Annotated in this window: 17 protein-coding genes; 13 read left to right on the top strand and 4 right to left on the bottom strand. The window is 71.2% G+C overall.

The window, feature by feature from the left end; all coding sequences use genetic code 11:
- Positions 1–49: 49 nt before the first annotated feature.
- The 8 genes from FFT09_RS01435 to FFT09_RS01400 all read left to right on the top strand — a co-directional run bounded on the left by FFT09_RS01435 (position 50) and on the right by FFT09_RS01400 (position 8901).
- The gene (locus FFT09_RS01435) at positions 50–904 is read left to right on the top strand and encodes an arylamine N-acetyltransferase family protein (RefSeq protein ID WP_138381571.1); all 855 of its coding nucleotides are present in this window, start codon (positions 50–52) and stop codon (positions 902–904) included.
- A 121-nt stretch (positions 905–1025) separates the two neighbouring features.
- The gene (locus FFT09_RS01430; RefSeq protein ID WP_138381570.1) at positions 1026–2333 is read left to right on the top strand and encodes an MFS transporter; all 1308 of its coding nucleotides are present in this window, start codon (positions 1026–1028) and stop codon (positions 2331–2333) included.
- The gene (locus FFT09_RS01425; RefSeq protein WP_138381569.1) at positions 2330–3562 is read left to right on the top strand and encodes an alpha/beta fold hydrolase; all 1233 of its coding nucleotides are present in this window, start codon (positions 2330–2332) and stop codon (positions 3560–3562) included. The genes FFT09_RS01430 and FFT09_RS01425 overlap by 4 nt, the downstream gene beginning before the upstream one ends.
- Before the next feature lie 2 nt (positions 3563–3564).
- A complete protein-coding gene (locus FFT09_RS01420; RefSeq protein WP_244231141.1) occupies positions 3565–5040 on the top strand; it encodes an aldehyde dehydrogenase in 1476 nt (491 codons plus the stop codon).
- A gap of 11 nt (positions 5041–5051) precedes the next feature.
- Positions 5052–5930 (top strand): NAD(P)-dependent oxidoreductase, encoded by an 879-nt coding sequence (locus tag FFT09_RS01415; protein ID WP_138381568.1) that lies wholly within the window; start codon positions 5052–5054, stop codon positions 5928–5930.
- Positions 5923–6711, top strand: a complete 789-nt coding sequence (locus FFT09_RS01410) for an N-acyl homoserine lactonase family protein (RefSeq protein WP_138381567.1) — start codon at positions 5923–5925, stop codon at positions 6709–6711. Before FFT09_RS01415 ends, FFT09_RS01410 begins: the two co-directional genes overlap by 8 nt.
- 9 nt (positions 6712–6720) lie before the next feature.
- On the top strand, positions 6721–8205 hold the full coding sequence (gene tcuA / locus FFT09_RS01405; RefSeq protein ID WP_138381566.1) for an FAD-dependent tricarballylate dehydrogenase TcuA: 1485 nt from the start codon (positions 6721–6723) through the stop codon (positions 8203–8205).
- Between the two features lie 51 nt (positions 8206–8256).
- A complete protein-coding gene (locus FFT09_RS01400; protein ID WP_197022394.1) occupies positions 8257–8901 on the top strand; it encodes a GntR family transcriptional regulator in 645 nt (214 codons plus the stop codon).
- Here FFT09_RS01400 and FFT09_RS01395 read toward each other — a convergent pair.
- Positions 8874–12077 carry an AfsR/SARP family transcriptional regulator gene (locus FFT09_RS01395; RefSeq protein ID WP_167305313.1) on the bottom strand — a complete coding sequence of 1068 codons (3204 nt, stop codon included), beginning with the start codon at positions 12075–12077 and terminating at the stop codon, positions 8874–8876. The two genes, FFT09_RS01400 and FFT09_RS01395, sit on opposite strands and share 28 nt — an antisense overlap.
- An 88-nt stretch (positions 12078–12165) precedes the next feature.
- Here FFT09_RS01395 and FFT09_RS01390 point away from each other — a divergent pair, with 88 nt between their 5' ends.
- From FFT09_RS01390 to FFT09_RS01380, 3 genes are all read left to right on the top strand, one after another.
- The gene (locus FFT09_RS01390; RefSeq protein WP_138381564.1) at positions 12166–13068 is read left to right on the top strand and encodes an NAD(P)-dependent oxidoreductase; all 903 of its coding nucleotides are present in this window, start codon (positions 12166–12168) and stop codon (positions 13066–13068) included.
- Positions 13065–13940, top strand: a complete 876-nt coding sequence (locus FFT09_RS01385) for an NAD(P)-dependent oxidoreductase (protein ID WP_138381563.1) — start codon at positions 13065–13067, stop codon at positions 13938–13940. Before FFT09_RS01390 ends, FFT09_RS01385 begins: the two co-directional genes overlap by 4 nt.
- 84 nt (positions 13941–14024) lie before the next feature.
- Positions 14025–14318, top strand: coding sequence for a GYD domain-containing protein (locus FFT09_RS01380; protein WP_081190168.1), 294 nt, complete (start codon positions 14025–14027; stop codon positions 14316–14318).
- Positions 14319–14360: 42 nt separating this feature from the next.
- Here the strand turns inward: FFT09_RS01380 and FFT09_RS01375 are convergent, their stop codons facing one another.
- Complete coding sequence (locus tag FFT09_RS01375) at positions 14361–15296, bottom strand: helix-turn-helix transcriptional regulator (protein WP_138381562.1); 936 nt, start codon at positions 15294–15296, stop codon at positions 14361–14363.
- Between the two features lie 93 nt (positions 15297–15389).
- On the opposite strand from FFT09_RS01375, the gene FFT09_RS01370 reads away from it, so the two are divergent.
- The gene (locus FFT09_RS01370; RefSeq protein ID WP_138381561.1) at positions 15390–15791 is read left to right on the top strand and encodes a VOC family protein; all 402 of its coding nucleotides are present in this window, start codon (positions 15390–15392) and stop codon (positions 15789–15791) included.
- 35 nt (positions 15792–15826) lie between these two features.
- A complete protein-coding gene (locus FFT09_RS01365) occupies positions 15827–16573 on the top strand; it encodes a hypothetical protein (RefSeq protein WP_138381560.1) in 747 nt (248 codons plus the stop codon).
- Positions 16574–16578: 5 nt separating this feature from the next.
- Here FFT09_RS01365 and fmdA read toward each other — a convergent pair whose 3' ends face one another.
- Both fmdA and FFT09_RS01355 read right to left on the bottom strand, forming a co-directional pair.
- Positions 16579–17823 carry a formamidase gene (gene fmdA, locus FFT09_RS01360; RefSeq protein ID WP_081190171.1) on the bottom strand — a complete coding sequence of 415 codons (1245 nt, stop codon included), beginning with the start codon at positions 17821–17823 and terminating at the stop codon, positions 16579–16581.
- 57 nt (positions 17824–17880) lie between these two features.
- The gene (locus FFT09_RS01355; protein WP_244231139.1) at positions 17881–18258 is read right to left on the bottom strand and encodes an FmdB family zinc ribbon protein; all 378 of its coding nucleotides are present in this window, start codon (positions 18256–18258) and stop codon (positions 17881–17883) included.
- Between the last annotated feature and the right edge of the window lie 45 nt (positions 18259–18303).

Genomic DNA, 18303 nt, shown 5'->3' with positions numbered 1-18303 from the left:
TGGAGGTGGCTATTGACCTCGAGTGCGCTGGAGGTGTGAGTGTGATGTCGTGACCGAGACTCGCACCCAGACTGCTCACCCGCACATCGACTGGGACGCCGCCGAACTGGACCTCGACGCCTACCACCACCGGATCGGGCAGTCGCCGCGGCCGCCGTCGCCGGAGGCGCTGTTCGCGCTGCACGAGGCACACGTGCGCACGATCCCGTTCGAGAACGTCGACGTCGTACTGGGCCGCACTCCGAGCCTGCGGCTCGCCGACATTGCCGCGAAGCTGGTGGACACCGAGCGCGGCGGGTACTGCTTCGAGCACGGCCTGCTCTTCGCCGCCGTACTCGACCGGCTCGGCTACGACGTCACCCGGGGTGTCGCGCGGGTGCGCTTCGACCAGCCGGACGCCGAGCAGACGCACCTGGTGTTGCTGGTCCGCACCGAGGGAGAGCGGTTCCTGGCCGACGTGGGGTTCGGGGCGGGCCCGCTCGTGCCGCTTCCGCTTCGCGACGGCGCGAGGACCGACCACGGCGGGTGGCCCTTCCGGCTCCGGCGCGACGGTGGATTCTGGCTGCTCGAAAACCCGGACCCGGAGGGCGACTGGCGGATCGCCCACGGTTTCGACGAGACACCGCAACGTCACATCGACTACGTGGTCGGCAACCACTACATCGCCACGCACCCGGATTCGGCGTTCACCGGCAGGCTCGTCGTCATGCGCAAGGACCGCGACGTCCATCGCAAGCTCGTCGGCGACCGTCTCGTCGTGGAGTACGCCGACGAAACGCCGCGCGAGGTGACGACCGTCGAGCCCGGCGACCTCGGGGACACGCTGCGCTCGCACGGCATCGTGGTGACCGGCGACGACCTGGCCCGGCTGCGCGAGGTCTACGCGGGCAGCTCCACCGAGTGAGCGGCGCCGCGAAGGCCACCTTCGCGGCGCACTGTCCGGAACCACCTCTTGCGACCTCTCGCATACGACGGTATACATTCACATACTGCGGTGTACCGATACGTCCAACGAGGGGCAACTGATGACCAGAACCAAGGTGCCGACCGCGTCGTCGAGAACGACCGCCCGCCGTGTGATCGCGGCGAGTTTCATCGGGACGACCGTCGAGTGGTACGACTTCTTTCTCTACGGGACCGCGTCGGCCCTGGTGTTCAACCGCCTGTTCTTCCCCGAATTCTCCGACGTCGCCGGAACGATCGCCGCGTTCGGCGCGTTCGCCGCGGGATTTCTCGCTCGCCCGCTGGGCGGAGCCGTGTTCGGCCACTTCGGTGACCGCATCGGGCGCAAGTCCATGCTGGTGTACAGCCTCGTGGGTATGGGCGTGGCCACGGTCGCGATCGGGCTGCTGCCGACCTACGACCAGGTCGGCGTGCTCGCCCCGATTCTGCTGGTGCTGTGCCGGCTCATTCAGGGTTTCGCCGTCGGTGGCGAGTGGGGCGGCGCGATGCTGATGTCGGTCGAACACTCCGACAGTAAGCGACGCGGCTTCGCCGGGAGCTGGGTGCAGGCGGGCTCGCCCGCGGGCCTGGTCCTGGCCACGGTGGTGTTCTCGCTGTTCGCCGCGCTGCCGGACGAGCAGTTCCTGGCGTGGGGCTGGCGCGTGCCGTTCCTGCTCTCGGCGGTGCTGCTGATCGTCGGGCTCGCCATCCGGCTCCAGGTGCTGGAGTCGCCCGAGTTCCAGGCTGTCAAGGACAGCGGGAAGCGTTCGACCAAGCCGCTGGTGGAAGCCCTGCGACGGCACCCGGTCAACACTCTGCTGGCCATCGGCGCGTGCCTGGCCCCCTTCGTCAACTTCTACCTGTTCGCCACGTTCGTGCTCACCTACGCCACCACCGCGCTCGGGCTGGACGAATCCACCGTACTCCCCATCGTCGCGGTGGCCGCGCTGGTCGAGGTGGCGACGATTCCTCTCGCGGCGGCGCTGTCGGACCGGATCGGCAGGCGGACGGTGTTTCTGGCCGGGGCGGTGCTGCTGGCCGCGTACGCCTACCCGTTCTTCCTGATCAACGAGGCGAATCCGTCGGGGCTGGTGCTGGGTGTGACCTCGGTGGTCGGGCTGGCGGTCATCCATCCGCTCATGTACGGGCCGCTGGCGGCGCTGTTCGCGGAGATGTTCGACCCCGAGGTGCGTTACTCGGGCGCGTCGATCGGCTACCAGATCGGCGCCATCCTCGGCGGCGGGTTCGCACCGATGATCCTGGTGTCGTTGCAGTCTCTCGACGCGGGCGCCGCGGTCACCATTCCGCCGTACATCATCGCGCTGTGCGCACTGACGGCGATTTCTGTCTGGGTCGCCACCAAGCCCGGCCGTCGTGAGGTGCGGTCGTGACGTCATGGGGTCCCGGCAGCGTCGAACAATGGTGCGAAGCGTGCGCGGCCGACCCCGCCCTCGCGGCGTTCGCGCGGGACGCCGATGTCCGGTTCGCGCTGGCCGGGGAGAACTGCACCGTCGGGTTCACGATCCGGCACGGTGCGGTACTCCCCGGTGCGGAGGAACCCGCTTTCACCCTGCGAGCTCCCGCACTGGCCTGGTCGCGGTACTTCAGCGCCGAGGTCTCCGCCCCGTACCAGAACTGGTTCGGGATGCAGATGCGCTGCGAGGACGTGAGCGTGGACGGTGACGAGCTCCGCTTCGCGCAGCACGCCCACCTCGTGCGCCGGGTGCTGGAAACGGGGCGACGACTGTGCGGGGCCACCGAGCGGGAGCCCGCTCCGGTCGAGCCGCCCAAGGCCCACCTGCGTGGCGGCTACGTCCGCATCACGGTCGGCGACGAGCCCTGCGACATCTACTACGAGCAGACCGGGCAGGGCCCCGACCTGCTACTGCTGCATACGGCGGGCGCGGACGGGCGCCAGTACCACGGTGTCATGGCGGAGCACGGGCTTCGGTCGCGGTACCGGATGACCGCGTTCGACCTGCCCGGGCACGGGCGGTCGGATCCGCTGAACACGCACCTCGACGGGACGTACTCACTCACCACCGAGTCGTACGCCACGGTCGTGCTGGCGGTGGCCGACGCGCTGGGGCTGCGTACACCGGTGGTGTGCGGTTCGTCGATGGCGGGCCAGATCTGTCTCGATCTGGCCTGGCGCGTTCCCGACCGGATCGGCGGGGTGGTGGCCTGCGAGGCCGCCGACCGCGTGCCGGGGCGCACGGTGGGCTGGGCCCGTCACCCGCTGGTCAACCAGGCGTTGTTCGTGCCCGAGTGGATTCACGGACTGAGTTCACCGACGAGCCCCCGGAGGTGGCGTGATCGCATCTGGTGGCAGTACTCCCAGGGCGGCTACGCCACCTTCGCCGGTGACATCGACTTCTACAGCGGAGACTGGGACGGGCGGGACAAGGTCACCGAGATCGACACCGATCGCTGTCCGGTCGTGATGATGACCGGTGAGTTCGACTACTCGTGTACGCCGGAGATGTCCCGCGCCACCTGCGACAAGATCGACGGTGCCCACTTCCGGCGCCTGCCGGGGCTCGGGCACTTTCCCATGGCGGAGAACCCGCCGGTGTTCGCGACCCACTTGTCCGACGCCCTCGACCACATCGGAGTGTGACTGTGCTGGACGACATCGCGATGCTCGTCGGAGGAGAGCGGATCGCGCCCACCCCGGGGCGGGTGATCGACGTGACCAACCCGTTCGACGGACGGCTCCTCGCTCAGGTCGCCGACGCGACCACCGCGCAGGTCTCCGACGCCGTCGGTGCCGCGGAGCGGGCCGCGCCGTCGTGGCGGGCGCTGCCGGGCGTGGAACGGGGAAGGCTGCTGTCGCGGCTGGCTGACCTGATCGAAGCCCGGGCCGAACCGCTGGCCCGGCTGGAGACCTCCGACAACGGCAAGCTGCTGAGCGAAACCCGGGTACAGGCGGCTTTCGCCGCCCGCAACTACCGCTTCTTCGCCGGTTACGCCGACAAGATCTACGGCCACACGATACCCCTGGACTCGCCCTCGCTGTTCGACTACACCACGCGGGAGCCCGTCGGGGTGGCCGCGTTGATCACCGCGTGGAACTCGCCGATGCAGTTGCTGGCCAACAAGCTGGCGCCCGCGCTCGCGGCGGGCTGCACGGTGGTGGTGAAGCCGTCGGAGGTGGCGCCGCTGACCACGCTGGCCATGGCCGGGCTGGTGCGGGAGGCCGGTTTCCCGCCCGGTGTGGTCAACATCGTCACCGGCGGGGCCGAGGCGGGCGCCGCGCTGACCACCGACCCCCGCCTCGGGCGGATCAGTTTCACGGGCAGTGTCCGGACCGGGCAGGCGATCGCGGCGGCGGCGGCACGCACGCTGGTTCCGGTGACGCTGGAACTCGGGGGGAAGTCGCCCAACATCGTCTTCGACGACGCCGACCTCGATCGCGCCGTGGTGGGAGCGCTGGCCGGGATCTTCGCGGCCGGCGGGCAGACCTGCATCGCGGGCAGCCGGTTGCTGGTGCAGCGTTCCTGCTACGACCGTGTGGTCGGCGAACTGGTGCGGCGTGCGGAGGACATCGTGCTCGGCGATCCGGCGGCCGAGGGCACCCAGCTTGGCCCGCTCGCGGGCCAAGCACACCTGGACCGCGTCCTCGCGATGGTCGACGCGGGCCGCGCGTCCGGGGCGACGCTGCGGACCGGGGGAACCCGGCCCGACGAGCCTGCGCTGGCACAGGGCTGCTTTCTGCGCCCCACGGTGTTCTCGGACGTGGATCCGGCCGCCGAGCTGGCCCAGGAAGAGATCTTCGGACCGGTGCTGTCGGTCCTGCCGTTCGACACCGAGGACGAGGCCATCGCACTCGCCAACGGCACCGAGTACGGCTTGGCGTCGGGAATCTGGACCCGCGACCTCGCCAGGGCACACCGGGTGGCACGCGAACTGGTCGCGGGAACGGTGTGGGTCAACACCTACCGCACCAGTGCTGCCCAGGCCCCCTTCGGCGGTGTCCGCAGGTCGGGCTACGGGCGCGAGCGGGGACTCGAGGCCGTGGACGAGTACCTGCGTACGAAGAACGTGATGATCGAGTTGTCCGGCGACATCCGCGACCCGTTCGTGATGCAGGCGTGAGGAGACACGATATGGCGCCAGTAGGACTGTGCGGTCTGGGGCAGATGGGAGCAGCCGTCGCCGCACGGCTCGCCACCGCACACCGTGTGGTCGCGCACGATCCCGACCCCGAACGCCGCGAGCTGGTGGCGAGCCAGCCCGAGATCACCACCGCCGACAGTGTGGGGGCGCTGGCCAACCTTCCGGTGGTCGTGCTGTCGTTGCCCCGCCCCGCGGTGTCGCGGGCCGTGTGCCGCGAGCTGGCCGCCTCGCTCCGTCCCGGCTCCACAGTGGTCGAGACCTCCACCGTCCTTCCGGGTGACGCGCTCGACTGCGCGCGCGACCTTGCCGAAGCCGGAGTCCACTACCTCGACGCCGCCATCCTCTCCGGCGTCGGCCAGATGCGGGACGGGCGTGCCACGTTGCTCGTCGGCCCGCCCGCGGCGGGGGAGCAGGCCGAGGCAGTGCTGGCGACGCTGGGCGCGTCGGTGGAGCGGTTCGGCGGTGTCGGTGCGGGCATGGCGGCCAAAGTCATCAACAACCAGGTCGCCCACGCCGTGATGGTGGTGCTCGCCGAGGCGACCGCGCTGGCCTCGGCGTCCGGGGTGGGCCTGGAACGCATGGTGGACCTGCTCGCGAAACCCGACGGCGGACTCCGGCGGCCGTTGACCCACCGGGTCGCGGAACGGGTCGCCCACAGCGACTACGACGGCGGGATGCCCACCGACGCGGCCCGCAAGGACTCCGTGCTCGCGCTGGAGATGGCACAGCAGCTGGGGGTTCCCCTGTTCGCGACACAGGCCGCCCACACGGTGTACGACCTGGCCGTCGCCGCCGGCCTGGGCCGCGACGACTACGCCGCCGTGGCGACGCTGTGGGAACAGTGGACGGGAGTGAGCTTCGGTGACTGATCAGGACGGGGTTTACGCACTGCGCTACGCGTACCGCACGGCCTCGGTGCGCGGTGAACACTTCTACGGCCACGACGACCGCGCCACGCGACCGTGGCCGATCGACTACTTCGTGTGGGCGATCTGCCGTGGCGACGACGTGACGCTGTTCGACGCGGGATTCTCCCGGGCCGAAGCCGCCCGCCGCGGCCAGCGCCCCTACCTGGGCACTCCCGCCGAGTTACTCGGCAGGCTGGGGTTCCGCGCGGAACAGGTGTCGACCGTGGTGCTCTCGCACCTGCACTACGACCACACCGGAACCCTCGCCGACTTCCCCGCCGCGACCGTGGTGCTTCAGCGGGCGGAGTACGACTTCTGGCGTTCACCGCTGGCGGCTCGCGGCGGGTACCGACATCTGCTCAACGCGGCCGATCTGGCGGAACTGGAGCGACGCGAGCGTCGGGGACTGCTCCGGCTGGTCGACGGTGACTGGACGCTCGACCCGGCGGTGACCGGCCATCTTGTCGGCGGCCACACGGCGGGACTGCAGGTGTTGCGAGTCGCGACGACGCCCCCGGTCGTGCTGGCGGCGGACGCGTCCCACTTCTACGACAACATCGACTGCGATCACCCCTACGCCGTCGTCCACGAACTCGCGGGCATGTACGCGGCGTTCGACCGGGTACGCGCGCTGGCCGGTGAACACGGTGTGGTCGTTCCCGGCCACGACCCGGCAGTCAAACAGCGCCATCCCGCGCTGCCCGGCCAGGACGGCCTCATCCATCCGATCAGCTACTTCTAAGGAATCACGGTGACGACCGAGACGACGACCGAGACGCACTCCACCGACGTGATCGTGGTCGGAGGGGGCAACGCGGGATTCTGCGCCGCACACGCCGCCGCGCTGCGGGGCAGGCGGGTGGCGATCCTGGAGAAGGGGAGCGAAAGCGATGCGGGGGGCAACAGCTACTACACCGCCGGGGCGACCCGGATCAGTCACGGCGGGCTGGACGATCTGGCCGACCTCGTGGCGCCCGACGAGCGGCACGAGGCCACACACGTGCCGCCCTACACGGCCGAGGAGTACGCGGCCGACCTCCGGCGCGTCACCGACGGCCGCAACGATCCGGGCCTGACCGAGGTTCTCGTCACCGAGTCGGCGTCGACGGTGCGCTGGCTCAACCAGCTTGGTGTGCGCTACCGCCTGATGTACGAGCGGCAGGCGTACGAACGCGAGGACGGGACGTGGCACTTCTGGGGTGGACTGCACGTCGGTAACGAGGACGGGGGAGTGGGACTGATCCACGACCACACCCGGATCGCCCGGCGGCTCGGAGTGGACCTGCACTACGCGACGGTCGTCACCGAACTGCTCGTCGAGCGGGGGCGTGTCGTGGGAGTCCGAGGCACCCGTGGCGGAGCGCCGTTCACGATGCGCGCGGATTCCGTCGTGCTCGCCGCGGGTGGGTTCGAGGCCAACGCGGGACTGCGGCGGCAGTACCTCGGCGAGCAGTGGGAACACGCCATCGTGCGCGGCACTCCGAACAACACCGGCGAGTTGCTGGTCGAGGCGCTGCGCATCGGCGCGGCGCGTGGCGGCGACTGGGCCTCGGCACACAGCGTGCAGTGGGACGGACGCTTTCCCGGCAACGAGAGCAACCGGGAGCTGACCAACCGGCTGACCCGCCAGTCCTACCCGCTCGGAATCATCGTCAACGCCGACGGGCGGCGTTTCCTCGACGAGGGCGCGGACTTCCGCAACTACACCTATGCCAAGTACGGCAAGCGGATTCTCGAACAGCCGGGCGGTATCGCGTTCCAGATCTTCGACGCGTCGCTGCGGCCGTTGCTGCGGCCCGAGGAGTACGAGATGCCGGGCATCTCGGTGGAGCGGGCCGACACCGTGGAGGAGCTGGCGGCCAGGCTCGGGGTGGACGTCGACGGGGTGGTGGCGACGGTGAAGACGTTCAACGATTCGATCGACACCTCGCGCCGGTTCCAGCCCACGGTCAAGGACGGCAGGAAGGCCGCCACGACACCCCCGAAGTCGAACTGGGCAGCGGCTATCGACACCCCACCCTTCTACGGCTATCCCGTCCGCTGCGGCATCACGTTCACCTTCGGCGGTCTTCGCTCGGACACCCACGGCAGGGTTCTCGACGAGCAGGGCACGACCATCCCGGGACTGTTCGTGTGCGGGGAAATGCTCGGCGGCCTGTTCAGCGAGAACTACCCGGGCGGCACGGGGCTGGCGGCGGGCATGGTGTTCGGCCGCCGCGCGGGCGCACTGGCGTGACCGAATGCGGTATGCTAATGCATACATTCGTATACGTAGGGGGTGGCCACCGTGACGACGTCGGTGTACGAACAGATCCGCCGCGACATTGTCTCCCGCCGGTTCTCCGACGGTGAGCAACTGGTCGAGATCGTGCTGGCCAACCGGTACGGCACCAGCCGCACACCGGTGCGTGAAGCGCTGTACCGCCTGCATGCCGAGCAGCTCGTCGCACGCCACGGCCGTGGTTACGTGGTGCGCGAGAGCTCCCCCGAGGAGATCCTCGACATCTACGAGGTGCGCACGACCCTGGAGGGGGCGGCGGCGAAGGCCGCGGCGGTCCGCCGCACCGACCTCGACCTGTCCCGGCTGCGGGCGGCGCACGAGGCCATGCTGCAGCTCGGCACCGGCGACGGGGACGCCAGAGCCGAAGCCAACCGGCTGTTCCACGAAGCGCTGTGGCGCGCCAGCCACAACGCGACCGTGGTGGACCTGCTGATCCGCCTCAACACCCACCTCATCCGCTACCCCACCAGCACGCTGACCTTCGACGACCGCTGGGAGGTGGTACTCGCCGAACACGCGCGGCTCGTGGAACTGATCGAGCAGCGGGACGCGGAGGGCGCCCGCCACCTGGCCGAACACCACATGGAGGGTGCTCGCGACGTGCGGCTGCGCATGTACGCCGATCAGCCGACCAGCCCGGCGCGCGACTGACGAGGGCCGTCATCGCGTTGCCCGACCCGCGTGGCGATCCGGTCCACGTCGCCACGCTCACCGGCCGGGAGCGGCGCGCCCACCCGCTCGCGCAGGCGGGCGGCGACCGCGAGCAGTCGACGCGCCCTGCGGCTGTTCCCGTCGAGCGACTCGGCCCCGGCCAGCCCCTCCACGGCGAGGGCGACGGCGCGGGGATCACCGCTGCGACGGGCGGCGGCCAGCCCCTCGTGCTGGGTGCGCAGTGCCGTGGCCGCGTCGCCGCGAAGTTCGGCGACGAACCCGAGTTCCGCCAGCACCAGTGCCTCACCCGACGGCGCGTCGTGCTCGACGTGCCAGTCGAGCAGTGTCCGCAGGTGCCGTTGGGCCTCGTCGAGGCGGCCCTCGCGGCGTAGCCCGAGCGCCAGCCCGGTGCGGGCGTACATCTCCCCGGGCGGAAAACCCTGCTCCACGGCCACCCGCAGCGCCTCGTCGTGCAGCTCACGGGCCCGAACCAGCTCGCCGCGCAGCAACGCGACCCTACCCAGCCAGGACGTCTGGTACGACACCTCCGGCCACAGCCCGAGTTCGGTGGCCATGCCCAGCGCGGCGCGATACCTACGCTCGGCGGTGTCGTAGTCACCGTCGACGGTGGCCAGCGCCCCGACCGCGAACGTGGCCTGAAGCCCGCCCCAGCGGTCCCCGAGATCGGCGAACAGCGCCGCGCTCTCGGCCGCGGCGGCCCGGGCACCGCGCAGATCCCCGGTGGCCATGTCCTGACTGGCGAGATCCCCGAGCGCGGCGGCGACGCCCCAGCGGTCTCCGAGCTCGCGCGACTGCGCCAGTGCCGCGTTGATCGCCGCACCCGCACCGCGCTGGTCACCGACCGTGCCGAGACTGTGTCCCAGCCACCACAGCGCACGCGCGCGCATCGCGGGATCGGCGATGAGCCGGGCCTCGTCCAGCGCGGCCACCGCCGTGCGCGCCGAGCGCCGCCCGGTCAGCACATCCAGGCCCGCCAGCCAGGCGGCGGCAGGCCGGGATTCGTCGTCGTCACCCGCGGCGCTGACCACCGCCCGTAACGCCCGGCGGGCGGTGGTCAGCCTGCCGCGCAGGAACCAGTACCAGGTCAGCGTGATCACCAGCCTGGTCGCGGCGGGGATCGCACGTGAGCCGACCAGACTGCTCAGTGCCGCGTCGAGGTTGGCGGCCTCGCGGTCGAGTTCGTCGAGGTGGCAGCACTGGTCGCCGCCACGCAGCCCGTCCTCGGCGGCCACCGCGAGCCCCGCGTACACCTCCGCGTGCCGGCCGCGGATGCTGTCGACTTCACCGGCACGGTGCAGCTGATCGAGACCGTAGGCGGCGACCGACTCCAGCAGCCGGTAACGCAGGCCCCCGCCCCGGGGCTCGGGCACCACCAGCGAACGGTCCACCAGCCTCGCCAGCAGGTCGGCGACGTCCTCGGCGGCCACCCCACCACCGGCGCACACCGCCTCGGCCTCGGCGAGTCCGGCCCCGCCGGGGTGTGCGGCCAGCCGCCGCAGCACCGCCCGCTCAGGAGCGCTGAGCAGCCACCAGCTCCAGTCCAGGACCGCGCGCAGGGTCTGCTGCCGTGGCGGCGCGTCGCGGAAACCCCGGGTGAGCAAGCGGAACCGGTCGTCCATCCTGGACAGCAGTGCCTTCGGGCCGAGGCCACGCAGCCGGGTGGCCGCCAGTTCCAGCGCCAGCGGGAGTCCGTCGAGTCTGCGGCACAACTCGCTGATCGCGCCCACGTTTTCGGAGGTGAGCGTGAAGCCGGGGGCGACCTCCCGGGCTCGGGCGACGAACAACCGCACCGCCCCGAAGGTCAGTGCCCGCTCCACCGTCAGCGGCTCACGCCGCACACCGGGCGAGCGCGGGGCGTCGGGGATGCCGAGCGCGGGCACGGCCCACAACCGTTCGCCGGACACCCCGAGCGGTTCGCGGCTGGTGGCCAGCACCCGCAGTCCGGAAACGCCGCGCAGCAGGTGCCCGGTGACGGTGGCCACCGCGTCGGTGATCGCCTCGGCGTTGTCGAGCACCAGCAGCGTGCGGCGCCCGCGCAGCGCGGCACCCAGCTGGCCGAGCACGGCGGGCGAAGCCGGGGTGAGGTTCTCCCGCAGTCCCAGCACACCGGCGATGGTCTCCGCGACCCGCTCGGCGGACACCGCCGAGCCGTCGGCGCCCCGGCGAAGCCCGGCCAGCTCCACCAGCCACACCCCCTCGCGGAACTCGCCCCGCATCCGGTCTCCGACCTCAACGGCCAGCCGGGTCTTGCCGACCCCGCCGGTACCGGTGAGCGTGACGAGCCGGGATCGGCGCAACTCCGCCCGCACCTCGGCGACGGCGGCGTCGCGGCCCACGAGTTCGGTCGGCGGGATCGGCAGGTTCGCGGGAACCCCGGCCGCCGGCTCACCACCGTCCGGCTCGGCGGACAGTGCGGCGTCCTGCCGCAGGATCGCCTGGTGCAGCCGCGCCACCGCAGGACCGGGCTCGGCGCCGAGCTCCGCCACGAGCAGGGAACGCAGCCGCGCGAACGAGGCCAGCGCCTCGGCGTGGCGGCCCGCGCGATAGAGCGCGAGCATGTGCAGGCCACGCAGCCGTTCCCGCAGCGGGTGCCGGGCCACGAGCTCGGCCAGTTCCTCCGCCACGGCGTCGCCGTCGGCACCCGCGTCCAGCCGCGCCTGCGCCAGGTCCTCCCGCACGGCGAGCTCCCGCCGTCCCAGCCGCGCGGCCTCGGCGGCGAGCGCGGGCAGATCGAACTCGGTGAACGGTTCACCACGCCACAGCGCGAGCGCCTCACCCAACAGGCACGCACGCCGCGCCGGGTCGGTGGTGGCGGCGGCGCGCGTGGTCAGGCGGTCGAACCGGCGGACGTCGACGGCGTCGGGGTCCACGTCGAGCGTGTAACCACCGCCACCACGCGCCACGAGCGCGCGAGCACCGGGCTCGGCCCGGTCGAGCACACGCCGCAGCTGGGAGATCTTGGTCTGCACGGTGTTCGCCGGATCGGCAGGCGCGGCACCGTCCCACAGCGTGTCGACGAGCCGCCCCAGCGGCACCGGGCCGCCCGCGTGCAGCACCAACACCGCCAGCAGCGCCCGCACCTTGGGCTCCCGCACCAGCACCGGTTCGCCCGCCTCGGTCCGCACGGCCAACGGGCCCAGCACCCCGAATCGCACTCCGCCACCGTAGCCGCGAGCCCCGACACTCCCGGCCCGTGCGCCTTTCGTGCGCCGTTCGTGCGCAGCCACGGGCACCGTGGCAGCCATGAGCGAACAACACCCTCACCCACCGGTCAGCGTGCTCGGCCTCGGCACCATGGGCACCGCGCTGGCCACCGCCCTGCTCGGCGCGGGACACCCGGTCACGGTGTGGAACCGCACGCAGACCAAGGCCGACCCCGTGGTCGCCGGGGGAGCGGCGCGCGCCGCCGACGCCGCCGAAGCCGTGCGCGCAGGCGAGATCGTGCTCACCTGCCTGCTCGACCACACCTCCGTCCACGACGTCCTCGACGCCCACACCGGCGCGCTCGCGGGGCGGGTTCTGGTCAACGTCACCAACACCACGCCCGAGGAATCCGCCGAACTCGCCGCGTGGACGGCCGGGCACGGCATCGACTTCCTCGACGGCGGGATCATGGCCGTACCACCCCAGATCGGCACGCACGAGGCGTTCGTGCTCTACAGCGGCTCACGACGGGCACTGGACACCGCTCGGACCGCCCTGGCCGCCCTCGGCGACGTCCGGTACCTCGGTACCGATCCGGGCATGGCCGCGCTGCAGGACATGGCGCTGCTCAGCGCGATGTACGGCATGTACGGCGGCATCCTGCACGCCTTCGCGCTCGTGCGCACCGGCGGGGTCAGCGCCCGCGAGTTCGCCCCGGTGCTGGCGCGGTGGCTGGGCGGGGCCGGCGGCCTGGCCGTGCCGACGGCGGAACAGATCGACGCCGCCGACTACGCCCGCGACGTGACCTCCAACGTGACCATGCAGGCCGCCGCCTACGACGGCCTCTGTGACCTCGCCCGCGCCCGCGGCGTGGACCCGCTGCTGCTGGAGCCCTTCGGCGGCCTGCTGCGCCGCCGCGTCACCGAGGGCCACGGCCACGAGGACGCCACCGGCGTCATCGACTACCTCACCACCACAACCTCCCCGGGAGAGCACGCATGAGCACCACCCCCGAACCCGTCACCGTGATCGGCCTCGGCCCGATGGGGCAGGCCATGACCCGCGCGCTGCTGGCGGCGGGCCACCCCGTCACCGTCTGGAACCGCACCGCTTCCCGCGCAGACGCCGTCGTGGCCGAGGGAGCCACCCGCGCGGACACCGTCGCCGAGGCCCTCGCCGCCACCCACGTCGCGGTGCTGAGCCTCACCGACTACCAGGCCATGTACGACATCCTCGGCGCCGCGCCAGATGCCCTCGCCGGCCGCCTGGTCGTCAACCTCAGCTCCGACACTCCGCACCGCAGCACCGAGGCGGCCCAGTGGCTGGCCACCCTGGGCGCCCGCCTGCTCGTCGGGGGCATCATGGTTCCCGCCGAACTGGTCGGCACCGAGCAGTCCTACGTCTTCTACAGCGGGTCACGCGACGACTTCCGCACCCACGAGACGACGCTGTCGGTGCTCGGCAGGGCCGACTACCGCGGTGCGGACCACGCCCTGGCGCAGCTGTACTACCAGGCGCAGCTCGACATCTTCCTCACGTCGCTGGCGGCCTACCTGCACGCGACGGCGATGCTGCGCGCGGCGGGTGTGCCCGCGCCGGTGTTCGCGCCGTACGCACGCGAGATGTTCGACATGACGTCGTATTTCCTCGACGGAGTGCCCGAGGAGATCGAACGGGGTGAGTATCCCGGCGATGCCGCCACGGCCACGATGATGGGCGCCACGGCCGAACACATCGTCGGCGCCAGCGAGGACGCGGGCGTGGACACGACCCTGCCGCGCGCGGTCCTGTCGTACTACCGGCGCGCCATCGAGGCGGGCCACGGCGCGCACGGCTGGCCGAGCCTGTACGAGGTGATCTCCCGGCCCGCGTGAAGGGTGTCAGGGGCCTTTCGGCCCTCCCGGGCGCCGCCACACCTTCCGACGCTGGACGGGCAGCCCGCGAGGGAAGGACACGTCATGAGCACGGCCATCGCCTTGTTGAAGTGGACCGACGAGGGTGCGCGCACGTACCGCGACACGGTGCAGCGGTACGAGGCCACCACGACACTCGCCGAACGCCTCGACGTCAAGATCGCCGAGATCTTCTGGACGCCGGGAGGGCCCTACGACATCGTCTGCGTCATCGAGGCGCCGGACGAGGAGAGACTGGCGGCGTTCGCCCTGGAGACCGAGACACGGGGAACGCTACGGGTGCAGTGGACCACCGCCTACGGGCCCGAGCAGATGCGGCACCTGCTCTCCCAGGTGTGAGCGAAACCCGCGCACGCCGTCGCCGGGGGAGGGGAGTAGCGGTCAGCCGCCGTATCGCGCCACCAGCTCACCGCCGATGCGCGCCAGCTCCACGCGCACCGACTCCGGCTCCACCACCGCCACCATCGCGCCCCACCCCGCGAGCTGCTCGGCCACCGATCTCGGCGTGTGCGCCGCCACCCGCACCCGCGCCTCGGCCTCGTCGACCACCGTGCAGTGCCTGCCGAACTGCCTGCGCAACACCCACGCGAACCTCGGCTCCACCACCACCGTCGCCTCGGCCCCCGAACGCCGTCCCTCCACCTCCGTGACGATCTCATCCCACACCCGCGACAGGTCCAGATCCTCCGGCCGCTCGGCCGCCTCGCCCGTCACCTCCATCTCCCGGACCCGATCCAGCCGAAACGTCCGCCGCCCCGCGTCCGTGCCGGCCACCAGATACCAGAAGTCCCCCTTCTCCACCAGCCCCCACGGATGCACCACCCGCGGCTCCCGCTGCCCGCCGTAGGTCAGCCGCAGCACCCGCCGCGACACCACCGCACGCCGCGCCAACTCCAGCACCTCCGGCCGACCGCCCTCCGAACGCCCCCACCCCGCCGGATCGACCACCACAGAACTCGTCGCCGCCCACGCCCGTTCCCGCATCGGCTCCGGCAACGCCCGCACCAACTTCCGCAACGCGGCCCGCAGCTCCGGCGACACCGCCCCCGTCGACGTCGCCCGCGCCACCGACCACACCACCTCCCGTGCCTCACCCTCCGTCAACCCGGTCAGATCCGTCCGCGCCCCACCGACCAGCGACCAACCCCCACCACGGCCAGCCTGCGCATAGACCGGAACGCCCGCCGACGACAACGCCTCCAGATCTCGGCGCGCCGTCGCCACCGAGACCTCCAGCTCCGCAGCCAGCTCCGCCGCCGTCACCCGGCCCCGTGCCTGCAACACCAGCACGGCAGCCACCAACCGATCCGCACGCATTTCGCCATTATCGACCGAAAAGTGCTCACAGGATGAGCACTTCAGCCCCGCACCATGAGCACGTCAAAGACCAGCGGAATTAAGGAGACTCTCATGCTGCGAGGACTGTCCACCGTCGTCTTCCAGGCCGACGACCTCGACACCGCACGCGAGTGGTACACTGACGTGCTCGGCACCAAGCCCTATTTCGCCAAACCCGACGACGGCCCCGCCGCCTACATCGAGTACCGGCTCGGCGACCTCCAGCACGAACTCGGCATCCTCAACCGCGCCTACGCACCCCACCCCGCACCGCCGCACCCGGCAGGCGCCGTCACCTACTGGCACGTCGACGACGTGCAGCACACCTACGACACCCTGCTCGCCAAGGGAGCCACCGAACACGAACCCCCCACCACGCGCAGCGAGGGCTGGATCACCGCTTCCGTCACCGACCCCTTCGGCAACATCCTCGGCCTCATCCACAGCCCCCACTACCTGAGCATGCTGCCCTGACCGCGACGCCCCGCGCGCAGTGGTGGAATACGACGATGACGATCGTGACACTGGCGCAGCGACCCGATCTGGCCGTCGCGACCTTCGCGATTCCCTACCCGCCAGGCTCGCCCCGGTTCATGGAAGGCAACCTGGCCGGCTCGCTGGCCCGAGGCCCACGAGTGGCCCGACGTTGGCCCCACCTTGTCGTGGCGCTACTCGACGGCGACCGCCCCATCGCGCGCGGGGTCATGGTCGCGTACCGCTCCGACAGAGACGACAGAGCGGCCCTGCCCGACCTCGGCTGGGACCAGACAGCAACCTGGGCCGCGGAGGACGCCCTCGACGACATCGCACCCGACACCGCCTGCGCCCTGGAGATCGCCGTCCACCCCGAACGGCACGGCCACGGCGACTCCACCGTGGTGCTCAACGCCATGCGCGAGGCAGTCGGGGCGGCAGGTCTGGAAACGCTGGTGATCCCGGTGCGGCCACCCGACAAAGCAACGAAGCCCATGCAACCCATGCACGAGTACGCGGGACAGACGAGAGCCGACGGACTCCCCGCCGACCGCTGGCTGCGCACCCACGTCCGCGCGGGAGGCCGGATCGAGACCATCGCCTCCTGCTCGATGACCGTTCAGGCACCCCTCGCTCAATGGCGCCACTGGACCGGGCTGCCTTTCGACTCAGACGGCCCCGTCGCCGTGGAAGGCGCGCTCGCGCCCGTCCTCACCTCCACAGCACACAACATCGGGGTCTACGTCGAGGCAAACGTCTGGATCACCCACACCCCGGCCTGACCGGGTCAGCCGCCACTCACCGCACACTGACCCCGGTCCACCCGCTCCGGCCCCTCCGCCGACGGACGCGGATCGAAATCGAAGATCGCAGTCGGGACGTACAGCGTCGCGCACGCGTTCGGAATGTCCACCACACCCGACAACCGGCCCTCCACCGGAGCCGCCCCCAGGATCAGATACGCCTGCTCCCGCGTGTACCCGAACGTCGACAGGTAGTCGATCGCGTGCAGACACGCCCGCCGATACGCCAACGTCGCATCCAGATACCGCTGCTCACCGGCCTCCGTCACCGACAAACCCGCGAACGTCAGATACTCCGAGTACTGCGGCTCCACCCGACCCGGCACGAACACCGGCGCCTCAACGCCGTACGTCTCCATCCCACCCTTGATCACATCCACGTGCAGATCGATGTAGCCGCCCATCTCGATCGCCCCGCAGAACGTGATCTCACCATCACCCTGGCTGAAGTGCAGATCACCCAGCGACAACTTCGCGCCCGGCACGAACACCGGATAGAACACCCGCGACCCCCGCGACAGGTTCTTGATGTCCTGGTTCCCGCCGTTCTCCCTCGGCGGAGCCGTCCGCGACCCCTCCGCCGCCACCCGATCGAACTCCGCACCCGACAACGACCCCAGCAACGCGTTGTGCGGCTCCGGCGGCAACGCCAGCGGCGGCACCGCCGACGGGTTCGTCGCGATCAGATCACCCTCCCGCCCGTTCCACCGCGACAACAACTCCGCCGACGGCGCCGTCCCCATCAATCCGGGATGCGCGATCCCCACGAACGACACCCCCGGCAGGTGCCGCGACGTCGCCGTCTGACCGTGGAAATCCCACACCGCCTTGTAGGCGTCGGGGAAGTGGTCCGTCAGGAACCCGCCACCGTTGTCCCGCGCGAAGATCCCCGTGTAACCCCAGCCCTGACCCGCCACCGGACCGTGCTCCTGCGGCACCGGCCCCAGGTCGAGAATGTCCACCAGCAACAGATCACCCGGCTCCGCCCCCTCCACCGCGATCGGACCGGACAACTGATGCACGATCGACAGATCCGCGTCCCGCACATCGTCGGCCGAGTCATCGTTGTGGATCGTGCCGTCGAACCACTCCCGGCACTCCACCCGGAACTCCTCACCCGGACGCACCGTCACCGCCGCCGGCACGTCCGGATGCCACCGGTTGTGCCCGCGCACCTCCTGCTCCGCGAACCGACGCGACTGATCGACACTGAACTTGACCTCGGGCATACCGACCTCCTGCTGTGCTGGAACGGACGACACGCAAACGGGCACCACACGCCCGGATCAGGGCCGGGGCAGCCGCGCGTGCCGCGGGTCCCGGCTCACCCGGGGCCCCCGCGACCTTGGCGAGGGCCCCGACACGACACCGGGCCGCTCCGCAGTGCCTTCGGCAGCCTCGACCGCCCGCGTCAACGCCGCGGAACCCCGCAGCACCCCGCGCGTGCCGAACCGCCGCGCCGCGGCCGCCCCGCAAACCGGGCACGGCAGCTCCTGCCCAGCCCGCCCCATCGGCAGCCGCACGTCGAACTCACCACAGCCCGCGCACCGATAGGAGTAGATGACCATGCCTGCCGCCCCGAAACCTTGTGCCGTCGTGGTCGAGGCGGACATTCCCAGCCACACGACCACCAAACGGCCACCCGCCCCAGCCACCCACGGCATCACCCCTCCGTGCGAGCCGCACTACGACACCGAGCCATTGAACCC

It is taken from the genome of Saccharomonospora piscinae, assembly GCF_005862235.1.
In the GTDB taxonomy this organism is placed as follows: domain Bacteria; phylum Actinomycetota; class Actinomycetes; order Mycobacteriales; family Pseudonocardiaceae; genus Saccharomonospora; species Saccharomonospora piscinae.
This window is presented reverse-complemented; position numbering and strand designations above follow the sequence as displayed.

What these genes read in the sequence shown, in the direction of transcription:
- FFT09_RS01365 (WP_138381560.1), top strand. Translation starts at nt 15,827, where the DNA reads ATGACGATCGTGACACTGGCGCAGCGACCCGATCTGGCCGTCGCGACC.
- FFT09_RS01430 (WP_138381570.1), top strand. Translation starts at nt 1,026, where the DNA reads ATGACCAGAACCAAGGTGCCGACCGCGTCGTCGAGAACGACCGCCCGC.
- FFT09_RS01370 (WP_138381561.1), top strand. Translation starts at nt 15,390, where the DNA reads ATGCTGCGAGGACTGTCCACCGTCGTCTTCCAGGCCGACGACCTCGAC.
- FFT09_RS01380 (WP_081190168.1), top strand. Translation starts at nt 14,025, where the DNA reads ATGAGCACGGCCATCGCCTTGTTGAAGTGGACCGACGAGGGTGCGCGC.
- FFT09_RS01375 (WP_138381562.1), bottom strand. Translation starts at nt 15,296, where the DNA reads ATGCGTGCGGATCGGTTGGTGGCTGCCGTGCTGGTGTTGCAGGCACGG.
- FFT09_RS01355 (WP_244231139.1), bottom strand. Translation starts at nt 18,258, where the DNA reads ATGCCGTGGGTGGCTGGGGCGGGTGGCCGTTTGGTGGTCGTGTGGCTG.
- FFT09_RS01385 (WP_138381563.1), top strand. Translation starts at nt 13,065, where the DNA reads ATGAGCACCACCCCCGAACCCGTCACCGTGATCGGCCTCGGCCCGATG.
- FFT09_RS01415 (WP_138381568.1), top strand. Translation starts at nt 5,052, where the DNA reads ATGGCGCCAGTAGGACTGTGCGGTCTGGGGCAGATGGGAGCAGCCGTC.
- FFT09_RS01390 (WP_138381564.1), top strand. Translation starts at nt 12,166, where the DNA reads ATGAGCGAACAACACCCTCACCCACCGGTCAGCGTGCTCGGCCTCGGC.
- fmdA (WP_081190171.1), bottom strand. Translation starts at nt 17,823, where the DNA reads ATGCCCGAGGTCAAGTTCAGTGTCGATCAGTCGCGTCGGTTCGCGGAG.